Genomic DNA, 19,044 nt, shown 5'->3' with positions numbered 1-19,044 from the left:
GCATGCGCATCATCCACCTCTTCGTCATCGGCGCGCTCATCTTCGCGGCGGCCTATGTCTACCGGATCAAGATGGACTCCACGGCGCGCACCGAGAAAGTGTTGCGGCTGCATGCGGAGATCCGCGAGCAGCGCGACGCGATCGCCTCGTTGCGCTCCGAATGGGCCAAGCTCGATGCGCCGCTACGCCTGCAAGGCCTGTCCGACCGGCATCTGCAGCTCAAGCCGGTCACCGGCACGCAATATGATTCGCTGAAGAATCTGCCGGAACGTCCGCCGCGAATGTTCCGGCCGGGCGAGCCCGATCCGATTGGAGCCATGCTCAACACCATCGAAGCCGCCAGCGATCCTGACACCGTGACGGGCTCCGTGCCTCAGCCCGAGGACAAGCAATGAGCGCTGCGACCCCGGCCAAGCCTACGGAACCCTGGCGCCAGCGGTTGATCCGCAGCCTGCTCTACGGGCGCAATGTCGACCGCGCCGCGAAGGCGCGCGCGCGCGTGGGCCTCGCCATGCTCGCCTTCGCCTCGGTCTACGCCCTGATCGGCGGCCGGCTCGTGATGTTTGCGATCGGCGCCGATGCCCACGGCGCACGCCGCGCCGCAGCGCAGGAGGTGGTCGCGACGGCACGGCCCGACATCGTCGACCGCAACGGCGCCATCCTTGCGACCGACGTCAAGGCGGCAAGCCTGTTCGGCGAGCCGCGCCGCATCATCGACAAGGACGAGGCGATCGAGCTTCTCACCGCGACCGTGCCCGATCTCGACGAGGCCGAGGTGCGCGAGCGCCTGAGGACGCGCAAGGGCTTCGTCTGGCTCAAGCGTGAGGTCACGGCGAAGCAGCAGCAGGACATCCATAAGCTCGGCATTCCCGGCATCGGCTTCCTGCGCGAGAACAAGCGGGTCTATCCGACCGGCAATGAGGTCGCCCACCTCATCGGTCTCGTCAACATCGACAATCAGGGCATCGCCGGCATCGAGAAATGGCTCGACAATCAAGGTCTCGCCGATCTCCATCGCGCCGGCTTCGCGACTGATCGCCTGCAAAAGCCGATCGAGCTCTCGGTCGATCTGCGTGTCGAGCATGCGTTGCGCGATGAATTGCTGAAAGCCAAAGACAAGTTCCACGCCAAGGCCGCGTCCGGCATCGTCTCGAACGTCAAGACCGGCGAGATCGTCGCGCTGGTCTCGCTTCCGGATTTCGATCCGAACAATCCGAAGGAAGCGCACGATCCCGACCGCATCAACCGGCTCACCACCGGCGTCTACGAGATGGGCTCGACCTTCAAGGCCTTCACGCTGGCGATGGCACTGGATTCCGGCAAGATCAATTTGAACACGATGTGGGACGCACGCGGAAACCTGCACTACGGCAAGTTCACCATCCACGACAGCCATCCGCTCGGGCGTTTCATCAACACCAAGGAAGTCTTTACCTACTCGTCCAACATCGGCGCGGCGCGGATCGCGCTGGGGCAGGGCGTGGAGGCCCATAAGGCGTTTCTCGCCAAGATGGGACAGTTGACTCGGCTGCGCACCGAATTGCCGGAGAGCGCGGCGCCGCTGATCCCGCGGCGCTGGAGCGAACTCAACACCGTCACCGCCGCGTTCGGCCAGGGTCTGTCCGTGGCGCCGCTGCAAGCCGTGATGGGCATCAATGCCCTCGTGAACGGCGGTTATCTGATTCCGCCGACCTTCATGAAGCGCACGCCGGAAGAAGCCGCGGCATTGGCCAAGCGGGTCGTCAGGACCGACACCAGCGACAAGATGCGATATCTGATGCGGCTCAACGCCGAGATCGGCACGGCCAAGACCGCAGACGTCAAGGGTTATTACGTCGGCGGCAAGACCGGCACATCCGAGAAGGTCATCAACGGCCGCTACGCCAAGAAACGCGTGCTCAATTCCTTCACCGCGATCCTGCCCTGCGACGATCCGAAATATCACGTCCTGATCATGCTGGACGAGCCGCAGGCGCTGCCGGAAACGCACGGTTTCATCACCTCGGGCTGGAACGCGGTGCCGACCGGCGGCAAGGTGATCGAGCGGATCGCGCCGCTTCTGGGCATCGAGCCGCGGTTCGACCTGCCGCCTGCGGACCGCCTTATTCTTGCAGCATCCAGGACAACCCAGTAATCAATCGGGTGGGCCGTAGCCGCTGCTGAGTCGGGGATTTCCCTCGAAGTTCGGCTCTCCGGTACGGCGACTGGAAGTCCATGAAGCTGCGCGACCTCTTAGGCCATGATGCCGCGATCGAGCCCGCAATCGCGGCGCTCGAGGCGACGGGCCTTGCGCTCGACAGCCGCGTGGTCAAGGCCGGCGATCTCTTCTTCGCGCTCGCGGGCAGCAAGACCGACGGGGCGCGCTTCATCGATGCCGCGGTGGCCGCAGGCGCCGTGGCTGTCGTCGGCGACCATGCGCCGGCGTCGAGCAAAATGCCGTTCATCACCGTCGCCAATCCGCGCCGCACGCTGGCGCTGGCCGCGGCGAGATTCTTCCCGTCGCAGCCCGCGACCATTGCCGCGGTGACCGGCACCAGCGGCAAGACCTCGGTCGCGGCCTTCACGCGTCAGATCTGGGAGCGGGCGGGCCATGCCTCCGCCAGCATCGGCACCATCGGCCTGGTCTCGCCCAAACGCACGGTCTATGGCTCGCTGACGACGCCGGATCCGATCGCGCTGCATCGACAGTTGGACGAGATCGCGCGCGACGGCGTGACGCATCTCGCCTTCGAAGCATCGTCGCATGGGCTCGATCAGTATCGCCTCGACGGCGTGCGCGTCTCCGCCGGAGGCTTCACCAACCTCTCGCGCGACCACATGGATTATCATCCGACGGTCGAGCATTATCTTGCGGCGAAACTCCGCCTGTTCCGCGAGCTCGTGCCACCGGGCGGCACGGCCGTGATCTCGGCTGATCATGACTGCTCGGCTGAGGTGATCGCGGCGGCAAAGTCGCGCGGCCTCCGCGTCATGGCGGTCGGCCGCAACGGCGACGGGGCAGGCGAGGGCATCCGCCTCGCCGAGGCGGTGGTCGAAGGCTTCTCGCAAAGGCTGACAGTCGAACATCGTGGCAAGCGCCATGCGATCCGGCTGCCGCTGGTCGGCGAGTTCCAGATCGAGAACGCGTTGGTGTCGGCGGGCCTCGCGATCGGCACCGGCAGCGATGCGGCCAATGTGTTCGCAAGCCTCGAACATCTCGAAGGCGCCAAGGGACGGCTCGAGCGCGTCGGCGAGCGCAACGGCGCGCCGATCTTCGTCGACTATGCGCACAAGCCCGACGCACTCGCGAAGGCGCTGCAGGCGTTGCGGCCCTATGCGAAACGAAAGCTGGTCGTCGTGTTCGGCGCCGGCGGCGACCGCGATGCCGGCAAGCGTCCGATCATGGGCGAGATCGCGGCCGAGAACGCCGATCGCGTCATCATCACCGACGACAATCCGCGCAGCGAAAAGCCGGAAGCGATCCGCGCCGCGATCCTCGCCACCGCCAGGGGCGCCCGCGAGATCGGCGACCGTGCCGCGGCGATCCGCGCCGCGATCGAGGAATTGCAGGAGGGCGATGCGCTGCTCGTCGCCGGCAAGGGCCACGAGACCGGGCAGATCGTCGGCGGCGAGGTTTTGCCCTTCAGTGATCACGAGGCGGTCGCCGCCGCATTAGCGTCGGGGGTTGCATGAGCGCGCCGATATGGACGGTTGCCGAAGTGGCGCGCGCGCTGGGCGCGGAGGGGACGTTCCCGGACACGCCGATCGATTTCGTCACCCAGGACAGCCGCCTGGTCAAACCGGGCAGCCTGTTCGTGGCGCTGAGCGGCACGCCGAGCGGCGGCTTCGTCTCGGCCTTCGCCAGCGCGCGCGACGGCTGGGAGTTCGCCGACAAGGCCGAAGCCTCGGGCGCGGTCGCGATGATCGTGCCGCACGAGGTCGCGGGCATCCGCATTCCCCAGATCGTCGTCAAGGACACGCTGATCGACGGCCTCTGGGGCCTCGCGCGTGCCGCCCGCGCGCGCTTCCATGGACCTGTGATCGGGCTCACCGGCAGCGCCGGCAAGACCAGCACCAAGGAATTCCTGGCGGCCTATCCGAACGCCTATGCCAGTCCGTCGAGCTTCAACAATTTCTGGGGCGTGCCGCTGACGCTGTGCAACGCGCGGCCGGATGCCAGCCTCTGGGTCGTCGAGATGGGCATGAACCAGCAGGGCGAGATCGCGCGGCTCAGCGAATTGACCCGGCCCACCGTCGCGCTGATCGTCAACGTCCAGCCCGTGCATCTGGAAAAGCTCGGCTCGCTCGAAGCCATCCGCCGCGAGAAGGTGTCGATCGCGCTCGGCCTGCCCGAGCACGGCGTGCTGGTGCTGCCCGCCGGGCTCAAGGCATCCGAATGGAAGGGCAAGGTGGTGCGCTTCGGCGAACATGCCGAGGTGCACGAGGTCACGCACGCGCCGCATGGCGAGAGCTGGCAGGTCGTGGCCATGATCGGCAAGAAGCAGATCGCCTTCAGCCTGACGCCGGGGGCGCCGCACCGCGTGCAGAATGCGCTGGCGGCGCTTGCCGCAATCCGTGCGGCGAATCTCGATGCGTCGACGCTCGCCATCAAGCTCGACAGAGTCGGCATCATGACCGGCCGCGGGGTCGAGCAGGCGATCGGCGGTATCACCGTGATCGACGACAGTTTCAACGGCAATCCGGCCAGCGTGGCCGCTGCGCTGCAAAGCCTGCAGGCGCGTCACATGAGCGGCGGCCGCCGCATTGCGGTGCTCGGCGACATGCTGGAGCTGGGCGATGACGCACCGGACTATCACACCGGCCTCGCCACGCATCTCGACGGGATCGACGGCGTCTACTGCGTCGGCCCTCTGATGCGACACCTCTATGATGTGCTGCCGGCCGGCAAGGGCCTCGGCTGGCACGACGATCCCGCCACGCTGAAGCCGAGTGAGGTCGCGAAACTGCTGAAGGCAGGCGACGTCGTGGTTGTCAAGGGCAGCAAGAAGATGTTCTGGGTCAACAAGTTTGTGCCGGGGCTGGTGGCCGCCTTGCAGGCAAAGGCGTAAACTGCTTGGAAGGCGCCGTTCCCGAATCCCACCCATTACGGCGCGCAACCGTCCGGTTTCCCAGAGGTCGCGCGATAGGACCCGTCTGAATGTTTTACTGGCTGATCGACCTTTCCAACACATTTTCGGGCCTCGGTGCCGTTCGCACCTTCTTGAACGTGTTCCGCTACATCACCTTCCGCACCGGTGGTGCCGTCGTCACCGGCGCACTGTTCGTGTTCCTGTTCGGGCCCTGGATCATCGATCATTTGCGCATCCGCCAGGGCAAGGGCCAGCCGATCCGGGCCGACGGTCCGCAATCGCATCTCGCCAAGAAGGGCACGCCCACGATGGGCGGGCTGATGATCCTGTCCGGCCTCACGGTCGGCACGGTGCTGTGGGCCAATCCGCTCAATCCCTATGTCTGGATCGTGCTGGCGGTGACGCTCGGCTTCGGCTTCGTCGGCTTCTATGACGACTACCTCAAGGTGACCAAGCAGACCACGACCGGGTTCGGCAGCAAGCTTCGCCTCTTGATCGAGGCGGCGATCGCGCTGGTGGCCTGCTACGCGCTGGTGCGGCTGAACCGCGATCCCGCATCGACAGCGCTGACGATACCCTTCCTGAAGGACACCGTGCTGCATTTCGGCTGGTTCTTCGTCATCTTCGGCGCCTTCGTCATCGTCGGCTCCGGCAACGCGGTGAACCTCACCGACGGTCTCGACGGCCTCGCCATCGTTCCCGTGATGATCGCGACCGCGAGCTTCGCGATGATCGCCTATCTCGCCGGCAACGCGGTGTTCGCCGAATATCTGCAGATCAAATATGTCGCCGGCACCGGCGAGCTCGCGGTGCTCTGCGGCGCGCTATTGGGCGCCGGCCTCGGCTTCCTCTGGTTCAACGCGCCGCCGGCCTCGATCTTCATGGGCGACACCGGCTCGCTCGCGCTCGGCGGCATGCTCGGCGCGATCGCGGTCGCGGTGAAGCACGAGATCGTGCTCGCGGTGATCGGCGGCTTGTTCGTGCTGGAGGCGGTCTCCGTCATCGTGCAGGTGGTGTCGTTCAAGCTCACCGGCAAGCGCATCTTCCGGATGGCGCCGATCCACCACCATTTCGAGCAGCTCGGCTGGACCGAGCCGCAGATCGTGATCCGGTTCTGGATCATCTCGGTGATGCTGGCGCTCGCCGGCCTGTCCACGCTGAAGCTGCGGTGATTCCTCGATGATCCCCGTCACGTCCTTTGCCGGCAAGACCGTCGCGGTGTTCGGCCTCGGCGGCTCGGGGCTCGCCTCCTGCCACGCGCTGAAGGCCGGCGGTGCCGAGGTGATCGCTGCCGACGACAATGCCGAGAACGTCGCCAAGGCCGTGCAGGCAGGTTTCATCACCGCCGATCTGCGCAACGTGTCGTGGGCGAATTTTGCAGCGCTCGTGCTTGCGCCCGGCGTGCCGCTGACCCATCCGGTGCCGCATTGGAGCGTGCTGAAGGCGCGCGAGGCAGGCGTCGAGGTGATCGGCGACATCGAGCTGTTCTGCCGGGAACGCCGCCGCCACGCACCGAACGCGCCGTTCGTCGCCATCACCGGCACCAACGGCAAATCCACCACGACGGCGCTGATCGCGCATCTCACGAAGGTCGCCGGCTACGACACCCAGATGGGCGGCAATATCGGCACCGCGATCCTGTCGCTGGAGCCGCCGCGGATGGGCCGCGTCCACGTCATCGAGATGTCGTCCTACCAGATCGACCTCACGCCTTCGCTCGATCCCTCCGTCGGCATCCTGCTGAACGTCAGCGAGGACCACATCGATCGCCACGGCACCATCGAGCACTATGCCGCGGTGAAGGAACGCCTGGTTGCCGGCGTGCAAGACGGCGGCGCCGCGATCGTCGGCGTCGACGACGGTTTTTGCCGCGACATCGCCGACCGGCTCGACCGCGCCGGCAAGAATGTGGTGCGCATCTCCGTCAAGAACCCGCTGGCGTCAGGCATCCATGTCGAGCACGGCAATATCGTGCGCACCTCGGGCGGCGCCCGCAGCGATATCGCAGCGCTCGGCGGCATCGGTTCGCTGCGCGGCCAGCACAACGCGCAGAACGCGGCCTGCGCTGCGGCCGCCGCGCTCGCGATCGGCATCAGCCTGGATGTGCTGCAGAACGGCCTGCGCAGCTTTCCCGGCCTCGCCCACCGCATGGAGCAGGTCGGCCGCCGCGGCAACGTGCTGTTCGTCAACGACTCCAAGGGCACCAACGCGGACGCCACCGCGCATGCGTTGTCGTCGTTCGGCGACATCTTCTGGATCGCCGGCGGCAAGCCGAAGGCCGGCGGAATCACCGGCCTGACCGGCTATTTCCCGCGTATCCGCAAGGCCTATCTGATCGGCGAGGCCGCGCAGGAGTTTTCGGGAACGCTGGGTACGGTGGCGCATGAGATCAGCCACACCCTCGACGTCGCCGTCGATCACGCCGCGCGCGACGCGGAAGCCGCGGGCCTCGCCGACGCCGTCGTGCTGCTGTCGCCCGCTTGCGCGTCGTTCGACCAGTACCGCAACTTCGAAATCCGCGGCACCAAGTTCCGCGAGCTGGTGCAGGCGCTGCCGGGCGTGAAGCCGGTGGCGTGAGAATGTCGCGGCGACGCTGGATTGGAATTGCCGTCGCTGCTCTTGCTGTTCCGATCGGTTTCCTCGGCGTCGTCCTCGTCGACAACGTCATGCACCAATTCGGTGCATGCCGCGTCGTTCGCCAGCGCGCCTTCGCCTCGCCAAACGGCAGCCAGTTGGTCGTCGTGGTCTGGAAGTCGTGCGGAGCGACGGTCCCCGACAGCACGCAAGCCAGCATCGTGGCGCGCGGCCGGACGTTCTCGCCCGAGAGCACGCCGACCTTTCTCAGCGTGCGCGGGCACCTCGATCCCGTCGTCGCCTGGAGTAGCGAGCGGGCGGTCAGGATCGGTTTCATTTCCGGGCCAGACCAGATCTACAAGCGCGACGAACGCGCTGGGGATGTCACGATCAGCTACGAATAGGTTCTCGCGCCCCGGACGCGCAGCAGCGTGCGACGCTGCTGCGCAGCGCCGGGGCACAGGAGCCGCCGCGTCCGGGGCACGATACTCTCCACAACTTGATCAGCTGTCTTAACCCTGCGGTAACCAACCTCGGCGACCAATGGAGCAACCTCTGTCCGAAAGCGGCCGCCCATGCTCTCCCGTGAAGAACGCACCCCCTTTTCCGAGTGGTGGTGGACCGTCGACAAGCCGCTGATGGGCGCCATCCTGGCGCTGATGCTGACCGGGGTGATTTTGTCGCTGGCGGCGAGCCCGCCGGTCGCGACCCGCATCGGACTCGATCCCTTCCACTTCTTCAGCCGCCACGTGATGTTCCTGCTCCCGTCGTGCCTGGTGCTGCTGGGGGTCTCCTTCCTGTCGCCGCGCGCGATCCGCCGCTCGGCCCTGATCATCTTCGCGGCCAGCATCATCCTGATCGTGCTGACGCTCGCGATCGGTCCTGAAGTAAAGGGCTCGCGGCGCTGGATCACGCTGCTCGGCGTCAACATCCAGGCCTCCGAAATCGCAAAGCCGTCCTTCGTCGTCATCGCCGCCTGGCTGTTCGCGGAATCGACCAAGCGGCCGGAGATGCCGGCGACGACGATGGCGCTGGTGCTGCTGATGATGCTGGTCACGCTCTTGGTGATGGAGCCGGATTTCGGCCAGACCATGCTGATCCTGATGGTGTGGGGCTCGCTGTTCTTCATCGCGGGAATGCGCATGATCTGGGTGTTCGGTCTCGCCGGTCTCGGTGCGGCCGGGCTGTTCAGCGCCTATCTGTTCGTCCCGCACGTGGCGGGCCGCATCAAGCGCTTCATGAACCCGGCCTCGGGCGACACCTTCCAGGTCGATACCGCCATGGAGGCTTTCTATAACGGCGGCTGGTTCGGCCTTGGGCCGGGCGAGGGCATCGCCAAGCGCAGCCTGCCTGACAGCCACACCGACTTCGTGTTCGCGGTCGCGGCCGAAGAGTTCGGCATCATCCTGTGCCTGGCGATGCTGGCGCTGTTCGCCTTCGTCGTGATCCGCACGCTGTCGCGCGCTTATGCCAACGAGGACATGTTCTCGCGCTTTGCGGCCTCGGGCCTTGCGATCCTGTTCGGGGTGCAGGCCGCGATCAACATGTCGGTCAACCTGCAGCTGATCCCCGCCAAGGGCATGACGCTGCCGTTCATCTCCTACGGCGGATCCTCGATCGTGTCGCTCGCCTATGGCGTCGGCATGATGCTGGCGCTGACGCGACTGCGTCCGCGTACCGAGGTCGAAGCCAGCGGCCGTGCCGACGCGATGCGGAGCTACGCTTGACAGGTCTCGTGTCCCGGACGCGGTGCGGCACGAAGTGACGCTCCGCGGAGCCGGGACCCAGACTGTCGCAACCATGGGCCCCGGTTCAGCAGCGCACCACGCCGAAAGGCGGCGCGCTGCGCTGCGCCCGGGGCACGCGCGTCGTGTAGCCGGCTCGCAATGAGGGAAAACTCCCTGTAAAACTCTCCCACCATGGACACTTCCCCTCTGATTCTTCTCGCCGCCGGCGGCACCGGCGGTCATCTGTTTCCGGCCGAGGCGCTTGGCGTCGAGCTGATCCGCCGCGGCTTTCGCGTCCGCCTCGTCACCGACGAGCGCGCGCTGCGCTATAGCGGGCTGTTCACCAAGGACATGATCGACGTCGTCGCGAGCGAGACTGCGCGGGGCCGCAATCCGCTCCAGCTCGCCTATGCCGGCCTCACGCTCGCCGCCGGTACGTTCTCTGCCTACAAGCTGATCAAGCGGTTGAAGCCCGTCGCCGTCGTCGGCTTTGGCGGCTATCCGACGTTGCCGCCGCTGGTCGCGGCCAAATTCGCCGGCGTGCCCGGCATCATCCACGACGCCAATGCCGTGCTCGGCCGCGCCAACCGGTTCCTGTCGAGTCGTGTCCGCGCCATCGCGACGTCCTTGCCCGGCGTGCTCGATCGCGATCCCGCACTTTCTGGAAAGACAACGACGGTCGGCACACCGATGCGCCCGGCGGTCCTCGCCGCGGCTGCCGTGCCATATGCCGCGCCCGAACTGAACGGCCCGCTGCGCCTGCTCGTCGTCGGCGGCAGCCAGGGCGCGCGCATCATGGCTGACATCGTGCCGGGCGCGATCGAGCGGCTGGAGCCTGCGCTGTGGAGCCGGCTGATCCTCACCCAGCAGGTGCGCGACGAGGACATGGCGCGTGTGCGCGCGGTCTACGACAAGCTCAAGATCAAGGTGGAGCTGGCGCCGTTCTTCACCGATTTGCCGGCGCGGCTTGCTTCAAATCATCTCGTGGTATCGCGTTCCGGCGCCGGCACGGTGGCCGAGCTCGCTGCGATCGGCCGGCCCTCGATCCTGGTGCCGCTGCCGGGATCGATCGACCAGGACCAGTTCGCCAATGCCGGTGTGCTGGTCAAGGTCGATGGCGCGATCCGCATCCCGCAGACCGAGTTCAGCTCCGACCGGCTAGCGTCCGAAATCTCCACCTTCGCCGCCGAGCCCGCGCGCCTCGCCGCGATGGCGCAGGCCGCCCGCGGCGCCGGCCGGCTCGATGCCGCCGAGCGGCTGGCTGATCTCGTGGCCAAAGTCGCCGGAATCTGACGGCTGTTCCGCCCGGAATGGCCAAAAAAGCCCCTTGTCATGCCCCGCGAAAGCGGGGCATCCAGTATCCGACGCAGCTGATTTGAAACTCAGGCGTCACGGAGTACTGGATCGTCCGCCGTCGCGGACGATGACCTCAAGGAAACCATATGAGACTGCCGCGCGAGATCGGACCCATCCACTTCGTCGGGATCGGCGGGATCGGCATGAGCGGCATCGCCGAGGTGCTGGTCAATCTCGGCTATGCCGTGCAGGGCTCGGACGCTTCCGACAATTACAATCTCGACCGCCTCCGCAAGAAGGGCGCAAAAGTCTCGGTCGGCCACAAGGCCGAGAATGTCGACGGTGCCGAGGTCGTCGTGGTCTCGACCGCGATCAAGCGCGACAATCCGGAACTGATGGCGGCGCGCGAACGACGCATTCCCGTGGTGCGGCGCGCCGAGATGCTGGCCGAGCTGATGCGGCTGAAAAGCTGCGTCGCGATCGCCGGCACCCATGGCAAGACCACGACGACCACGATGGTTGCGACACTGCTCGATGCCGGCGGGCTCGATCCCACCGTGATCAACGGCGGCATCATCAATGCCTACGGCTCCAACGCGCGGCTTGGCGCGGGCGAATGGATGGTGGTGGAGGCCGACGAGAGCGACGGCACGTTCCTGAAGCTGCCGACGGATGTCGCGATCGTCACCAATGTCGATCCCGAACATCTCGATCATTTCAAGACCTTCGAGGCGGTGCAGGACGCCTTCCGCCATTTCGTCGAGAACCTGCCGTTCTACGGCTTTGCCGTGATGTGCATCGATCACCCCGTGGTGCAGACGCTGGTCGGCAAGATCGAGGATCGCCGCATCATCACCTACGGCCAGAATCCACAGGCTGACGTACGTCTGCTGGACCTGACGCCGACGGGTGGTGGCTCGAAGTTCAAAGTCGCGTTTCACGATCGCAAGACCGGCGCCGTGCATGAGATCGCCGATCTGATGCTGCCGATGCCGGGCCGCCACAATGCCTCCAACGCGACGGCTGCGATCGCGGTCGCACGCGAGCTCGGTGTTTCCGACGATGCGATCCGCAAGGCGATCGCCGGCTTCGGCGGCGTCAAGCGCCGCTTCACCAAGACCGGCGAATCGAACGGCGTCACCGTGATCGACGATTACGGCCATCACCCCGTCGAGATCGCAGCCGTGCTGAAGGCGGCCCGGGAATCCACCAACGGCAAGATCATCGCCGTGGTACAGCCGCATCGCTACACCCGCCTGCAATCGCTGTTCGAGGAGTTCTGCACCTGCTTCAACGATGCGGATGCGGTCGTCGTCGCCGACGTCTATGCCGCCGGCGAAGCGCCGATCGAGGGCATCGACCGCGATCATTTCGTGACGGGCCTGCGCGCCCACGGCCATCGCGAGGTTGTCCCGTTGCCGGGCGCGACGGAGCTGGCCGGAATCGTGAAGCTGCTGGCGAAGCCCGGCGATTTCGTCGTGTGCTTGGGTGCGGGTAACATCACGCAATGGGCCTATGCGCTGCCGGATCAGTTGAAGGCGCTGGGGTAGGGCGGTGAGCTTCCCCGACATCACGCCCGCTCTCAAAGCCGCGATGCCTGATCTCCGCGGGCGGCTGCTCGCCAACCAGTCGCTGGCCGAGCTGACCTGGTTTCGCGTCGGCGGTCCGGCGCAGGTGCTGTTCACGCCGGCGGATGAGGACGATCTCGCTTACTTCCTCGCGCATCTTTCCTCCGACATTCCCGTCCATGTCGTCGGTGTCGGCTCCAATCTGATCGTGCGCGACGGCGGCATTGCGGGTGTCGTGATCCGGCTGGCGCCGCGCGCTTTTGGCGAGGTGAGTGCGAACGGCGATATCGTCACCGCGGGCGCGGCGGCGCTCGACAAGCGCGTGGCGGAGGTTGCAGCTTCCGCCAATATCGGCGGGCTGGAATTCTACTTCGGCATTCCCGGCACCATCGGCGGGGCCCTGCGCATGAATGCCGGCGCCAATGGCGGCGAGACCAAGGACGTGCTGATCGAGGCACGCGGCGTCGGTCGCGACGGCACCAAGCACGTCTTCTCTAACGCCGACATGAAGTTCGCCTACCGCAACAGCGGCGTCGATGCCTCCATCATCTTCACGTCCGCGCGCTTTCGCGGCGAGATCAGGGACGCGGAGGCGATCCGCGCGCGCATGGCGGAAGTGCAGACCCATCGCGAGACCGCACAGCCGATCCGGGAGAAGACCGGCGGCTCAACCTTCAAGAACCCGCCCGGCCATTCCGCCTGGAAACTGGTGGATGCCGCCGGCTGCCGTGGCCTGCGCGTCGGCGGTGCCGAGGTCTCCGAGATGCACTGCAATTTCCTGATCAACATTGGCGATGCCACCGCACACGACATCGAGACGCTGGGTGAGACCGTGCGCGAACGCGTGAAGGCAAATTCCGGAATTGAGCTACACTGGGAAATCAAGCGGATCGGGATTTCCGCGTCAGTGTCATTCCGGGGCGCGCCGCAGTCGCGAGCCCGGAATGACGACGACTGACTAGGATAGGTAACAAAAGACATGCGCATCACCATCCTCTTTGGCGGCACCAATCGCGAGCGTCTGGTTTCGGTCGCCTCGGCCCAGGCCCTGCATCAGGCGTTGCCCGAGGCCGATCTGTGGTGGTGGGACGTCGAGGACAAGGTGCATGTGGTGCAGTCGAAGCAACTGCTCGAACATGCCCGCCCCTTCGAGGACGAGTTCAAGCCCGGCACATCGGGCATCCCGCTGGCGCAGGCGCTCGATCAGGCCAGGGCCGAGGATCGGGTGCTGGTGCTCGGCCTGCATGGCGGGCGTGCCGAGAACGGCGAATTGCAGGTCATGTGCGAGGCGCGCGGCGTACCCTTCACCGGGTCGGGTTCGGCCTCCTCGCATCTGGCCTTCGACAAGATCGCGGCCAAGCATTTCGCCGCGCTCGGCGGCGTGACGCCGCCGGCAAACATTGCGCTCGACACCATCGACGAGGCCTTCGCCGAATACGGCAGGCTGATCGCAAAGCCGGCCAGGGACGGATCGAGCTACGGCCTGATCTTCGTCAACGCCAAGCAGGATCTCGTCGCGGTCCGCAACGCGGCCAGGCACGAAGAGTATGTGATCGAGCCCTACATTGCAGGCGTCGAAGCGACCTGCGGCGTGCTGGAGCGTACCGATGGTTCGATCATCTCGCTGCCGCCGATCGAGATCATTCCGGGGGAGGGCAATTTCGACTACGCCGCAAAATATCTCCTGAAATCGACCCAGGAGATCTGCCCCGGGCGTTTTTCACCCGAGATCACCGCCGCGCTGAAGGCGCAGGCGATGCTGGCGCACCGTGCGATGTCCTGCACCGGCTATTCCCGGTCGGACTTCATCGTCTCGGACAGGGGCCTCGTCTATCTCGAGACCAACACGCTGCCCGGGCTGACCAAGTCCTCGCTCTACCCCAAGGCGCTGAAAGCCGAGGGCATCGCGTTCGTCGACTTCCTGCGAGGCCTGATCGAGCTCGCCGGGCGTTGCGTGCGAAAATAGTCAGGACTGGTTAACGGCCAAACCGGCGAAACGGCCCACTTTGGCGTCCAAAACCGGTAAAATGCCGGACATCGCGGCATAAATGCCTCACATGGCGGGGCAAAAAGCATTCCTCGTTAACGAATTTTACCTTTTGTTTACCAGGACGTCCGAAGGTTAACGCTGGCGGCGCATATGGCGTTTTGGCTGCCGGCGCGCGTGCTGTTGTGGGTGATGCCACCGCACGCTTTGATGGGGAGAGGCTTCTTCTGCCGAAGACCAGCACCCGGCCCGGCAAGACCGAGACGTCATGTTCGCCAGGACCCGCGCGATGTCGCGGGCAAACTGTTGACGAGCTCGTGCAATGGATGGAGCAGGAAGCCTCACCCGGTCGTTTTTCAGATCGCTGAGGCCCCAAGCTGACCTGAAGGCGGCCGCTGTCGGAGCGGTCGTGCTTCTGCGCGAGTGGCTGCAGGACAGGCGTGACGAGAAGCGCGCGGCCGCCAAGGACAAGATCAAGGCCAAGACCAGGGCCAAGGCCGTCGTCGAGCGCGAGCCGCCGCCGCGCGTGGTCGCGCTGATCGAGCGCTATCTGCCGCGCCGGGTCGGGATCAGCATGACCGTGCTGCTGCTGATCGGAAGCTGCGGCTTCGGCATCGTCAAGGGCGGCCATCTCCAGGATTTCATCACCGCGGTCAGCGATGCCCGCAACGCGCTGGCCAATTCGGCCGGCTTCCGCATCACCTCCGTCGTGATCAACGGCCGCAAGCAGCTCAGCCAGGACGAGATCCTGGCGATCGGCGGCGTCAGCGGCCGTTCCTCGCTGCTGTTCCTCGATGCCGACGGCGTGCGCGACAAGCTCAAGGCCAATCCGTGGATCGCCGATGCGACCGTGCTGAAGCTCTATCCGGGCCAGCTGATGATCGAGCTCACCGAGCGCAAGGCGTTCGCGCTGTGGCAGGAGGCCGGTCGGCTCTCCGTCATCGCCGATGACGGCGCCGTGCTCGAGCCCTATGTGTCCCGGCGCTTCCTGTCGCTGCCGCTCGTGGTCGGCAAGGGCGCCGACACGCAGGCACGCGATTTCCTCGCTTTGCTGGCGCGCTATCCGCAGGTCAATTCGATCACCAAGGCCGCGATCTTCGTCGGCGAGCGCCGCTGGAACCTGAGGCTGAAAGACGGTCTCGACATCCGTCTGCCCGAACAGGACGTCGGCAACGCGCTGGCGATGCTGTCCAAGCTCGACAAGGAGGACAGGCTGTTTTCGCGCGACATCGTCGCCGTCGACATGCGCCTGCCCGATCGCCTGGTGGTGCAGCTGTCCGAGGACGCCGCCAAGGCGCGCGAGGAGCTGTTCAAGGACAAGAAGAAAAAGAAGGCCGGGGATTCCGCATGACCGGTCTCGATCGCACCCAGACGCCGAAGACGCGCCCGATGCCGCACAAGCGCGGCGGCCTCGTCGCCTGTCTCGACATCGGCACCAGCAAGATCGCCTGCATGATCGCGCGGCTGAAGCCGTCGCCGCCGAGCGAGGCGCTGCGCGGCCGCACCCATGCGGTGGAACTGATCGGCTACAGCCAGATCCAGTCGCGCGGCATGAAGGCCGGTGCGGTGATCGATCTCGGCGAATGCGAGCAGGCGGTCCGCCAGGCCGTCGCGCTCGCGGAGAAAATGGCCAAGGTGCGGGTCGAGTCCGTGCTGCTCTCGGTCTCCGGCGGCCGGCTTTCCGGCCAGCTGGTCGAGGCCGCCGCCGACATCCGTGGTGGCGCCGTGACCCAGGCCGATGTCAGCCGCGTCACCTCCACCGGCATGCGTCACGCCACCGGCGAAGGCCGCACCGTGCTGCATGCGCTGCCGGTCGGCTACACGCTCGACGGCGTCAAGGGCATTCGCGATCCCCGCGGCATGGTCGCCCATCAGTTCGGCGTCGACATGAACGTCGTCACCTGCGACGCCACCGTGGCGCGGAACCTGATGCTGGCGGTGGAACGCTGCCACATCAATGTCGAAGCCATGGCGGCGAGCCCCTATGTCGCCGGGCTGTCGGTGCTGACCGACGACGAGGCCGATCTGGGCGCTGCCGTCGTCGAGATGGGCGCCGGCACCACGACGATTGCCGTATATTCCGGCGGCCGTTTCGTGCACGCCGCCGGTTTTGCGGTCGGCGGGCAACACATCACGATGGATCTGGCGCGCGGACTCTCCGCGACCATTGCCGATGCCGAGCGAATCAAGACGTTATACGGGACCGTCATCACCGGCGGATCGGACTCGCGTGAGCTGATGTCTGTGCCGACAGCCGGTGACGAGCAGGATCTGCCGCAGATCGTCTCCCGCGCCACCATCGCCAACATCGTCAAGCACCGTGCCGAGGAAGTCTTCGAAATGGTTCGGGACAAGCTGAAGGATTCGCCCTTCGCCTCAGAGCCCAACGGTCGGGTCGTGCTCTCGGGCGGCGCCTCGCAGCTGACCGGCCTCGCCGAGCTCGGCACCCAGATACTCGGCCGGCCCGTCCGGGTCGGACGTCCGCTCGGCTTCGGCCGGCTGCCCAACGAGGCGAAGAACGCCGCGTTCGCGGTGCCGGCCGGACTTCTCGTCTACCCGCAATATGTTCACCACGAACATGTCGAACCGCGGCATACGCGGCAGCAGGTCAAGACAGGGACCGGCGGTTATTTCGGAAAGGTCGGACGATGGCTACGCGAGGGCTTCTGATGATTCATTTCCGCAATTCCAGACTTTCACCAACTCCCGCGGCCGCCGGCCGGGGCGAACCCACGCGCACGTGATCGAGAGGCAAACATGACCATCAGCATCAACGTTCCTGATATTCACGAGTTGAAGCCCCGGATCACCGTGTTCGGCGTCGGCGGCGCCGGTGGCAACGCCGTCAACAACATGATCACGGCGGGCCTCCAGGGCGTCGACTTCGTGGTCGCCAACACCGATGCGCAGGCGCTGACGATGTCGAAGGCGCAGCGCATCGTGCAGATGGGCACGGTGGTCACGCAAGGCCTCGGCGCAGGTTCGCAGCCGAACGTCGGCGCCACCGCGGCGGAAGAGGTGATCGACGAGCTGCGCGACCATCTCTCCGGCGCCAACATGGTGTTCGTCACCGCCGGCATGGGCGGCGGCACCGGCACGGGTGCTGCTCCCGTCATCGCCAGGATCGCGCGCGACATGGGCATCCTCACCGTCGGCGTCGTGACCAAGCCGTTCCACTTCGAGGGCGCCCGCCGCATGCGTACGGCTGAGGCCGGCATCGCCGAGCTGCACAAGGTCGTGGATACGCTGCTGATCATCCCGAACCAGAACCTGTTCCGGGTCGCCAACGAGAAGACCACCTTCGCCGACGCCTTCGCGATGGCCGACCAGGTGCTCTATTCCGGCGTTGCCTGCATCACCGATCTGATGGTCAAGGAAGGCCTGATCAACCTCGACTTCGCCGACGTGAGGGCGGTGATGAAGGAGATGGGCAAGGCGATGATGGGCACGGGCGAGGCTTCCGGCGACAAGCGCGCGCTGACCGCCGCCGAAGCCGCGATCGCCAACCCGCTGATCGACGACAGCTCGATGAAGGGCGCCAAGGGCCTTCTCATCTCCATCACCGGCGGCAAGGACCTCACTTTGTTTGAAGTCGACGAAGCCGCGACCCGCATCCGCGAGGAGGTCGACCAGGACGCCAACATCATCGTCGGCGCCACCTTCGACGAAGCGCTCGACGGCCTGATTCGCGTTTCCGTCGTTGCCACCGGCATCGAGCAGGCCGCGATCGCCCGCAACAGCCAGGCCACCAGTGCTCCGGTTGCGAACGCGGCGCCGCAGGCGCAGCAGGCTCCCGCGGCTCCGGCCGTCGCCGCCGAGAGCCGTCTTGCCGACCTGACCGCGCGGCTCCGCGCCGACAATCAGCGCATGGCTGAGCGCGCCCAGAAGCTGGAAGGCCAGATTCCTGCCGCGCCGATGGCGCCCCGTCCGAATGTCGAGCGCGCCGCGCTCGCCGCCATCGCCGCCGCCGTCGCGGATGTCCCGCAGGCTCCGGCGCCGATGCAGACCTATGGTGACGTCACCGTGCGCCCGATCGCGCAGAAGCCGACGCTGTTTCCGGAGCCCGACATGGCCCCGGTCGCGATGCAGGAGCCGATGACGCCGGAAAACTTCATCCCGCCGCAGGCCGAGCGTGCGCCGGTCCGTGCACCGCGGATGCCGCGCCTCGAGGAGCTGCCGATGCCGGCCCAAGCCGAGATTCGCCAGGCCCGCGGCGAAGTCGAAGACGAGACCCCGCAGAAGACCCGCCTGTCGCTGCTGCAGCGCCTCGCCAATGTCGGTCTCGGCCGTCGTGACGAGGAGAGCGAGCCGCAGGTCGCAGCCCGCACCGCCGGTCCTGCGATGCCACCGCTGCCCGAGCGCCGGCAGCAGAAGACCGTGGCGCAGCAGATCGCATCGAGCGATCCGGTATCCGAGTATGCCCGTCGCCCCGCGCCGCAGGGGCTGGATATGCACGGCCGTCCCGCGCCTGTTGCGCCGGCGCCACAGGGCGACGACCATCTTGATATCCCGGCCTTCCTGCGGCGTCAGGCGACCTGAGGATTGTTACAATAAGGCAGACGAAAAAAGGTCCCGGCAACAAGCTTGCCGGGACCTTTCCTTTTGTCCGTCGCAGGTCACGATTGCGTGGTCAAGCAACTGATTTTAAATCATTAATTACCGGTTTGGGTGTTCAGTCAAACTGCCGGAAACGACCCAAAAGCTCGGCGTAATTTGGTTAAGCCTTGGCGCGAATACGGCAGGTTTGGGGTAACAATCGGTAAAAAAGCGTGAGTTGGCGCTGTTTGAGGCAGTGACTATGGTTTGCCGTGACTTGGGGATAC

The 19,044-nt window shown here is 66.0% G+C and carries 15 protein-coding genes; all 15 read left to right on the top strand.

Annotation, left to right across the window (positions count from 1 at the left end):
- Positions 1-2 precede the first annotated feature (2 nt).
- The 15 genes from ftsL (at position 3) to ftsZ (ending at position 18,760) form a co-directional block, all read left to right on the top strand.
- Entirely contained in the window at positions 3-395 is a 393-nt protein-coding gene (gene ftsL / locus CIT40_RS26665; protein ID WP_094893874.1) for a cell division protein FtsL, read from the top strand.
- The gene (locus CIT40_RS26660) at positions 392-2,134 is read left to right on the top strand and encodes a peptidoglycan D,D-transpeptidase FtsI family protein (protein WP_094893875.1); all 1,743 of its coding nucleotides are present in this window, start codon (positions 392-394) and stop codon (positions 2,132-2,134) included. The genes ftsL and CIT40_RS26660 overlap by 4 nt, the downstream gene beginning before the upstream one ends.
- Before the next feature lie 80 nt (positions 2,135-2,214).
- The gene (locus CIT40_RS26655; protein ID WP_094893876.1) at positions 2,215-3,672 is read left to right on the top strand and encodes a UDP-N-acetylmuramoyl-L-alanyl-D-glutamate--2,6-diaminopimelate ligase; all 1,458 of its coding nucleotides are present in this window, start codon (positions 2,215-2,217) and stop codon (positions 3,670-3,672) included.
- Positions 3,669-5,048 carry a UDP-N-acetylmuramoyl-tripeptide--D-alanyl-D-alanine ligase gene (locus CIT40_RS26650; protein ID WP_094893877.1) on the top strand — a complete coding sequence of 460 codons (1,380 nt, stop codon included), beginning with the start codon at positions 3,669-3,671 and terminating at the stop codon, positions 5,046-5,048. The genes CIT40_RS26655 and CIT40_RS26650 overlap by 4 nt, the downstream gene beginning before the upstream one ends.
- Positions 5,049-5,137: 89 nt before the next feature.
- Positions 5,138-6,241, top strand: coding sequence for a phospho-N-acetylmuramoyl-pentapeptide-transferase (gene mraY, locus CIT40_RS26645; protein ID WP_094893878.1), 1,104 nt, complete (start codon positions 5,138-5,140; stop codon positions 6,239-6,241).
- A gap of 7 nt (positions 6,242-6,248) precedes the next feature.
- Positions 6,249-7,646, top strand: a complete 1,398-nt coding sequence (gene murD, locus CIT40_RS26640; RefSeq protein ID WP_094893879.1) for a UDP-N-acetylmuramoyl-L-alanine--D-glutamate ligase — start codon at positions 6,249-6,251, stop codon at positions 7,644-7,646.
- A 2-nt stretch (positions 7,647-7,648) separates the two neighbouring features.
- On the top strand, positions 7,649-8,047 hold the full coding sequence (locus tag CIT40_RS26635; protein ID WP_094893880.1) for a hypothetical protein: 399 nt from the start codon (positions 7,649-7,651) through the stop codon (positions 8,045-8,047).
- 171 nt (positions 8,048-8,218) lie between these two features.
- Positions 8,219-9,370, top strand: coding sequence for a putative lipid II flippase FtsW (gene ftsW, locus CIT40_RS26630; protein ID WP_094893881.1), 1,152 nt, complete (start codon positions 8,219-8,221; stop codon positions 9,368-9,370).
- A 192-nt stretch (positions 9,371-9,562) separates the two neighbouring features.
- A complete protein-coding gene (murG, locus tag CIT40_RS26625; RefSeq protein WP_094893882.1) occupies positions 9,563-10,663 on the top strand; it encodes an undecaprenyldiphospho-muramoylpentapeptide beta-N-acetylglucosaminyltransferase in 1,101 nt (366 codons plus the stop codon).
- Between the two features lie 149 nt (positions 10,664-10,812).
- Complete coding sequence (gene murC / locus CIT40_RS26620; RefSeq protein ID WP_094893883.1) at positions 10,813-12,216, top strand: UDP-N-acetylmuramate--L-alanine ligase; 1,404 nt, start codon at positions 10,813-10,815, stop codon at positions 12,214-12,216.
- Between the two features lie 4 nt (positions 12,217-12,220).
- Positions 12,221-13,192: a UDP-N-acetylmuramate dehydrogenase gene (gene murB, locus CIT40_RS26615; RefSeq protein ID WP_094893884.1), complete on the top strand. Its 972-nt coding sequence runs from the start codon at positions 12,221-12,223 to the stop codon at positions 13,190-13,192.
- Positions 13,193-13,213: 21 nt separating this feature from the next.
- A complete protein-coding gene (locus CIT40_RS26610; protein WP_094893885.1) occupies positions 13,214-14,200 on the top strand; it encodes a D-alanine--D-alanine ligase family protein in 987 nt (328 codons plus the stop codon).
- 343 nt (positions 14,201-14,543) lie between these two features.
- Positions 14,544-15,572 carry a cell division protein FtsQ/DivIB gene (locus CIT40_RS26605; protein WP_094893886.1) on the top strand — a complete coding sequence of 343 codons (1,029 nt, stop codon included), beginning with the start codon at positions 14,544-14,546 and terminating at the stop codon, positions 15,570-15,572.
- Positions 15,569-16,891 (top strand): cell division protein FtsA, encoded by a 1,323-nt coding sequence (gene ftsA, locus CIT40_RS26600; protein ID WP_094893887.1) that lies wholly within the window; start codon positions 15,569-15,571, stop codon positions 16,889-16,891. Before CIT40_RS26605 ends, ftsA begins: the two co-directional genes overlap by 4 nt.
- 87 nt (positions 16,892-16,978) lie before the next feature.
- A complete protein-coding gene (gene ftsZ, locus CIT40_RS26595; RefSeq protein ID WP_094893888.1) occupies positions 16,979-18,760 on the top strand; it encodes a cell division protein FtsZ in 1,782 nt (593 codons plus the stop codon).
- Positions 18,761-19,044: the final 284 nt, after the last annotated feature.

Source organism: Bradyrhizobium amphicarpaeae (assembly GCF_002266435.3).
In the GTDB taxonomy this organism is placed as follows: Bacteria; Pseudomonadota; Alphaproteobacteria; order Rhizobiales; family Xanthobacteraceae; genus Bradyrhizobium; species Bradyrhizobium amphicarpaeae.
The sequence above is the reverse complement of the archived record's forward strand: the minus strand, read 5'-3'. Positions and strand labels throughout refer to the sequence as shown.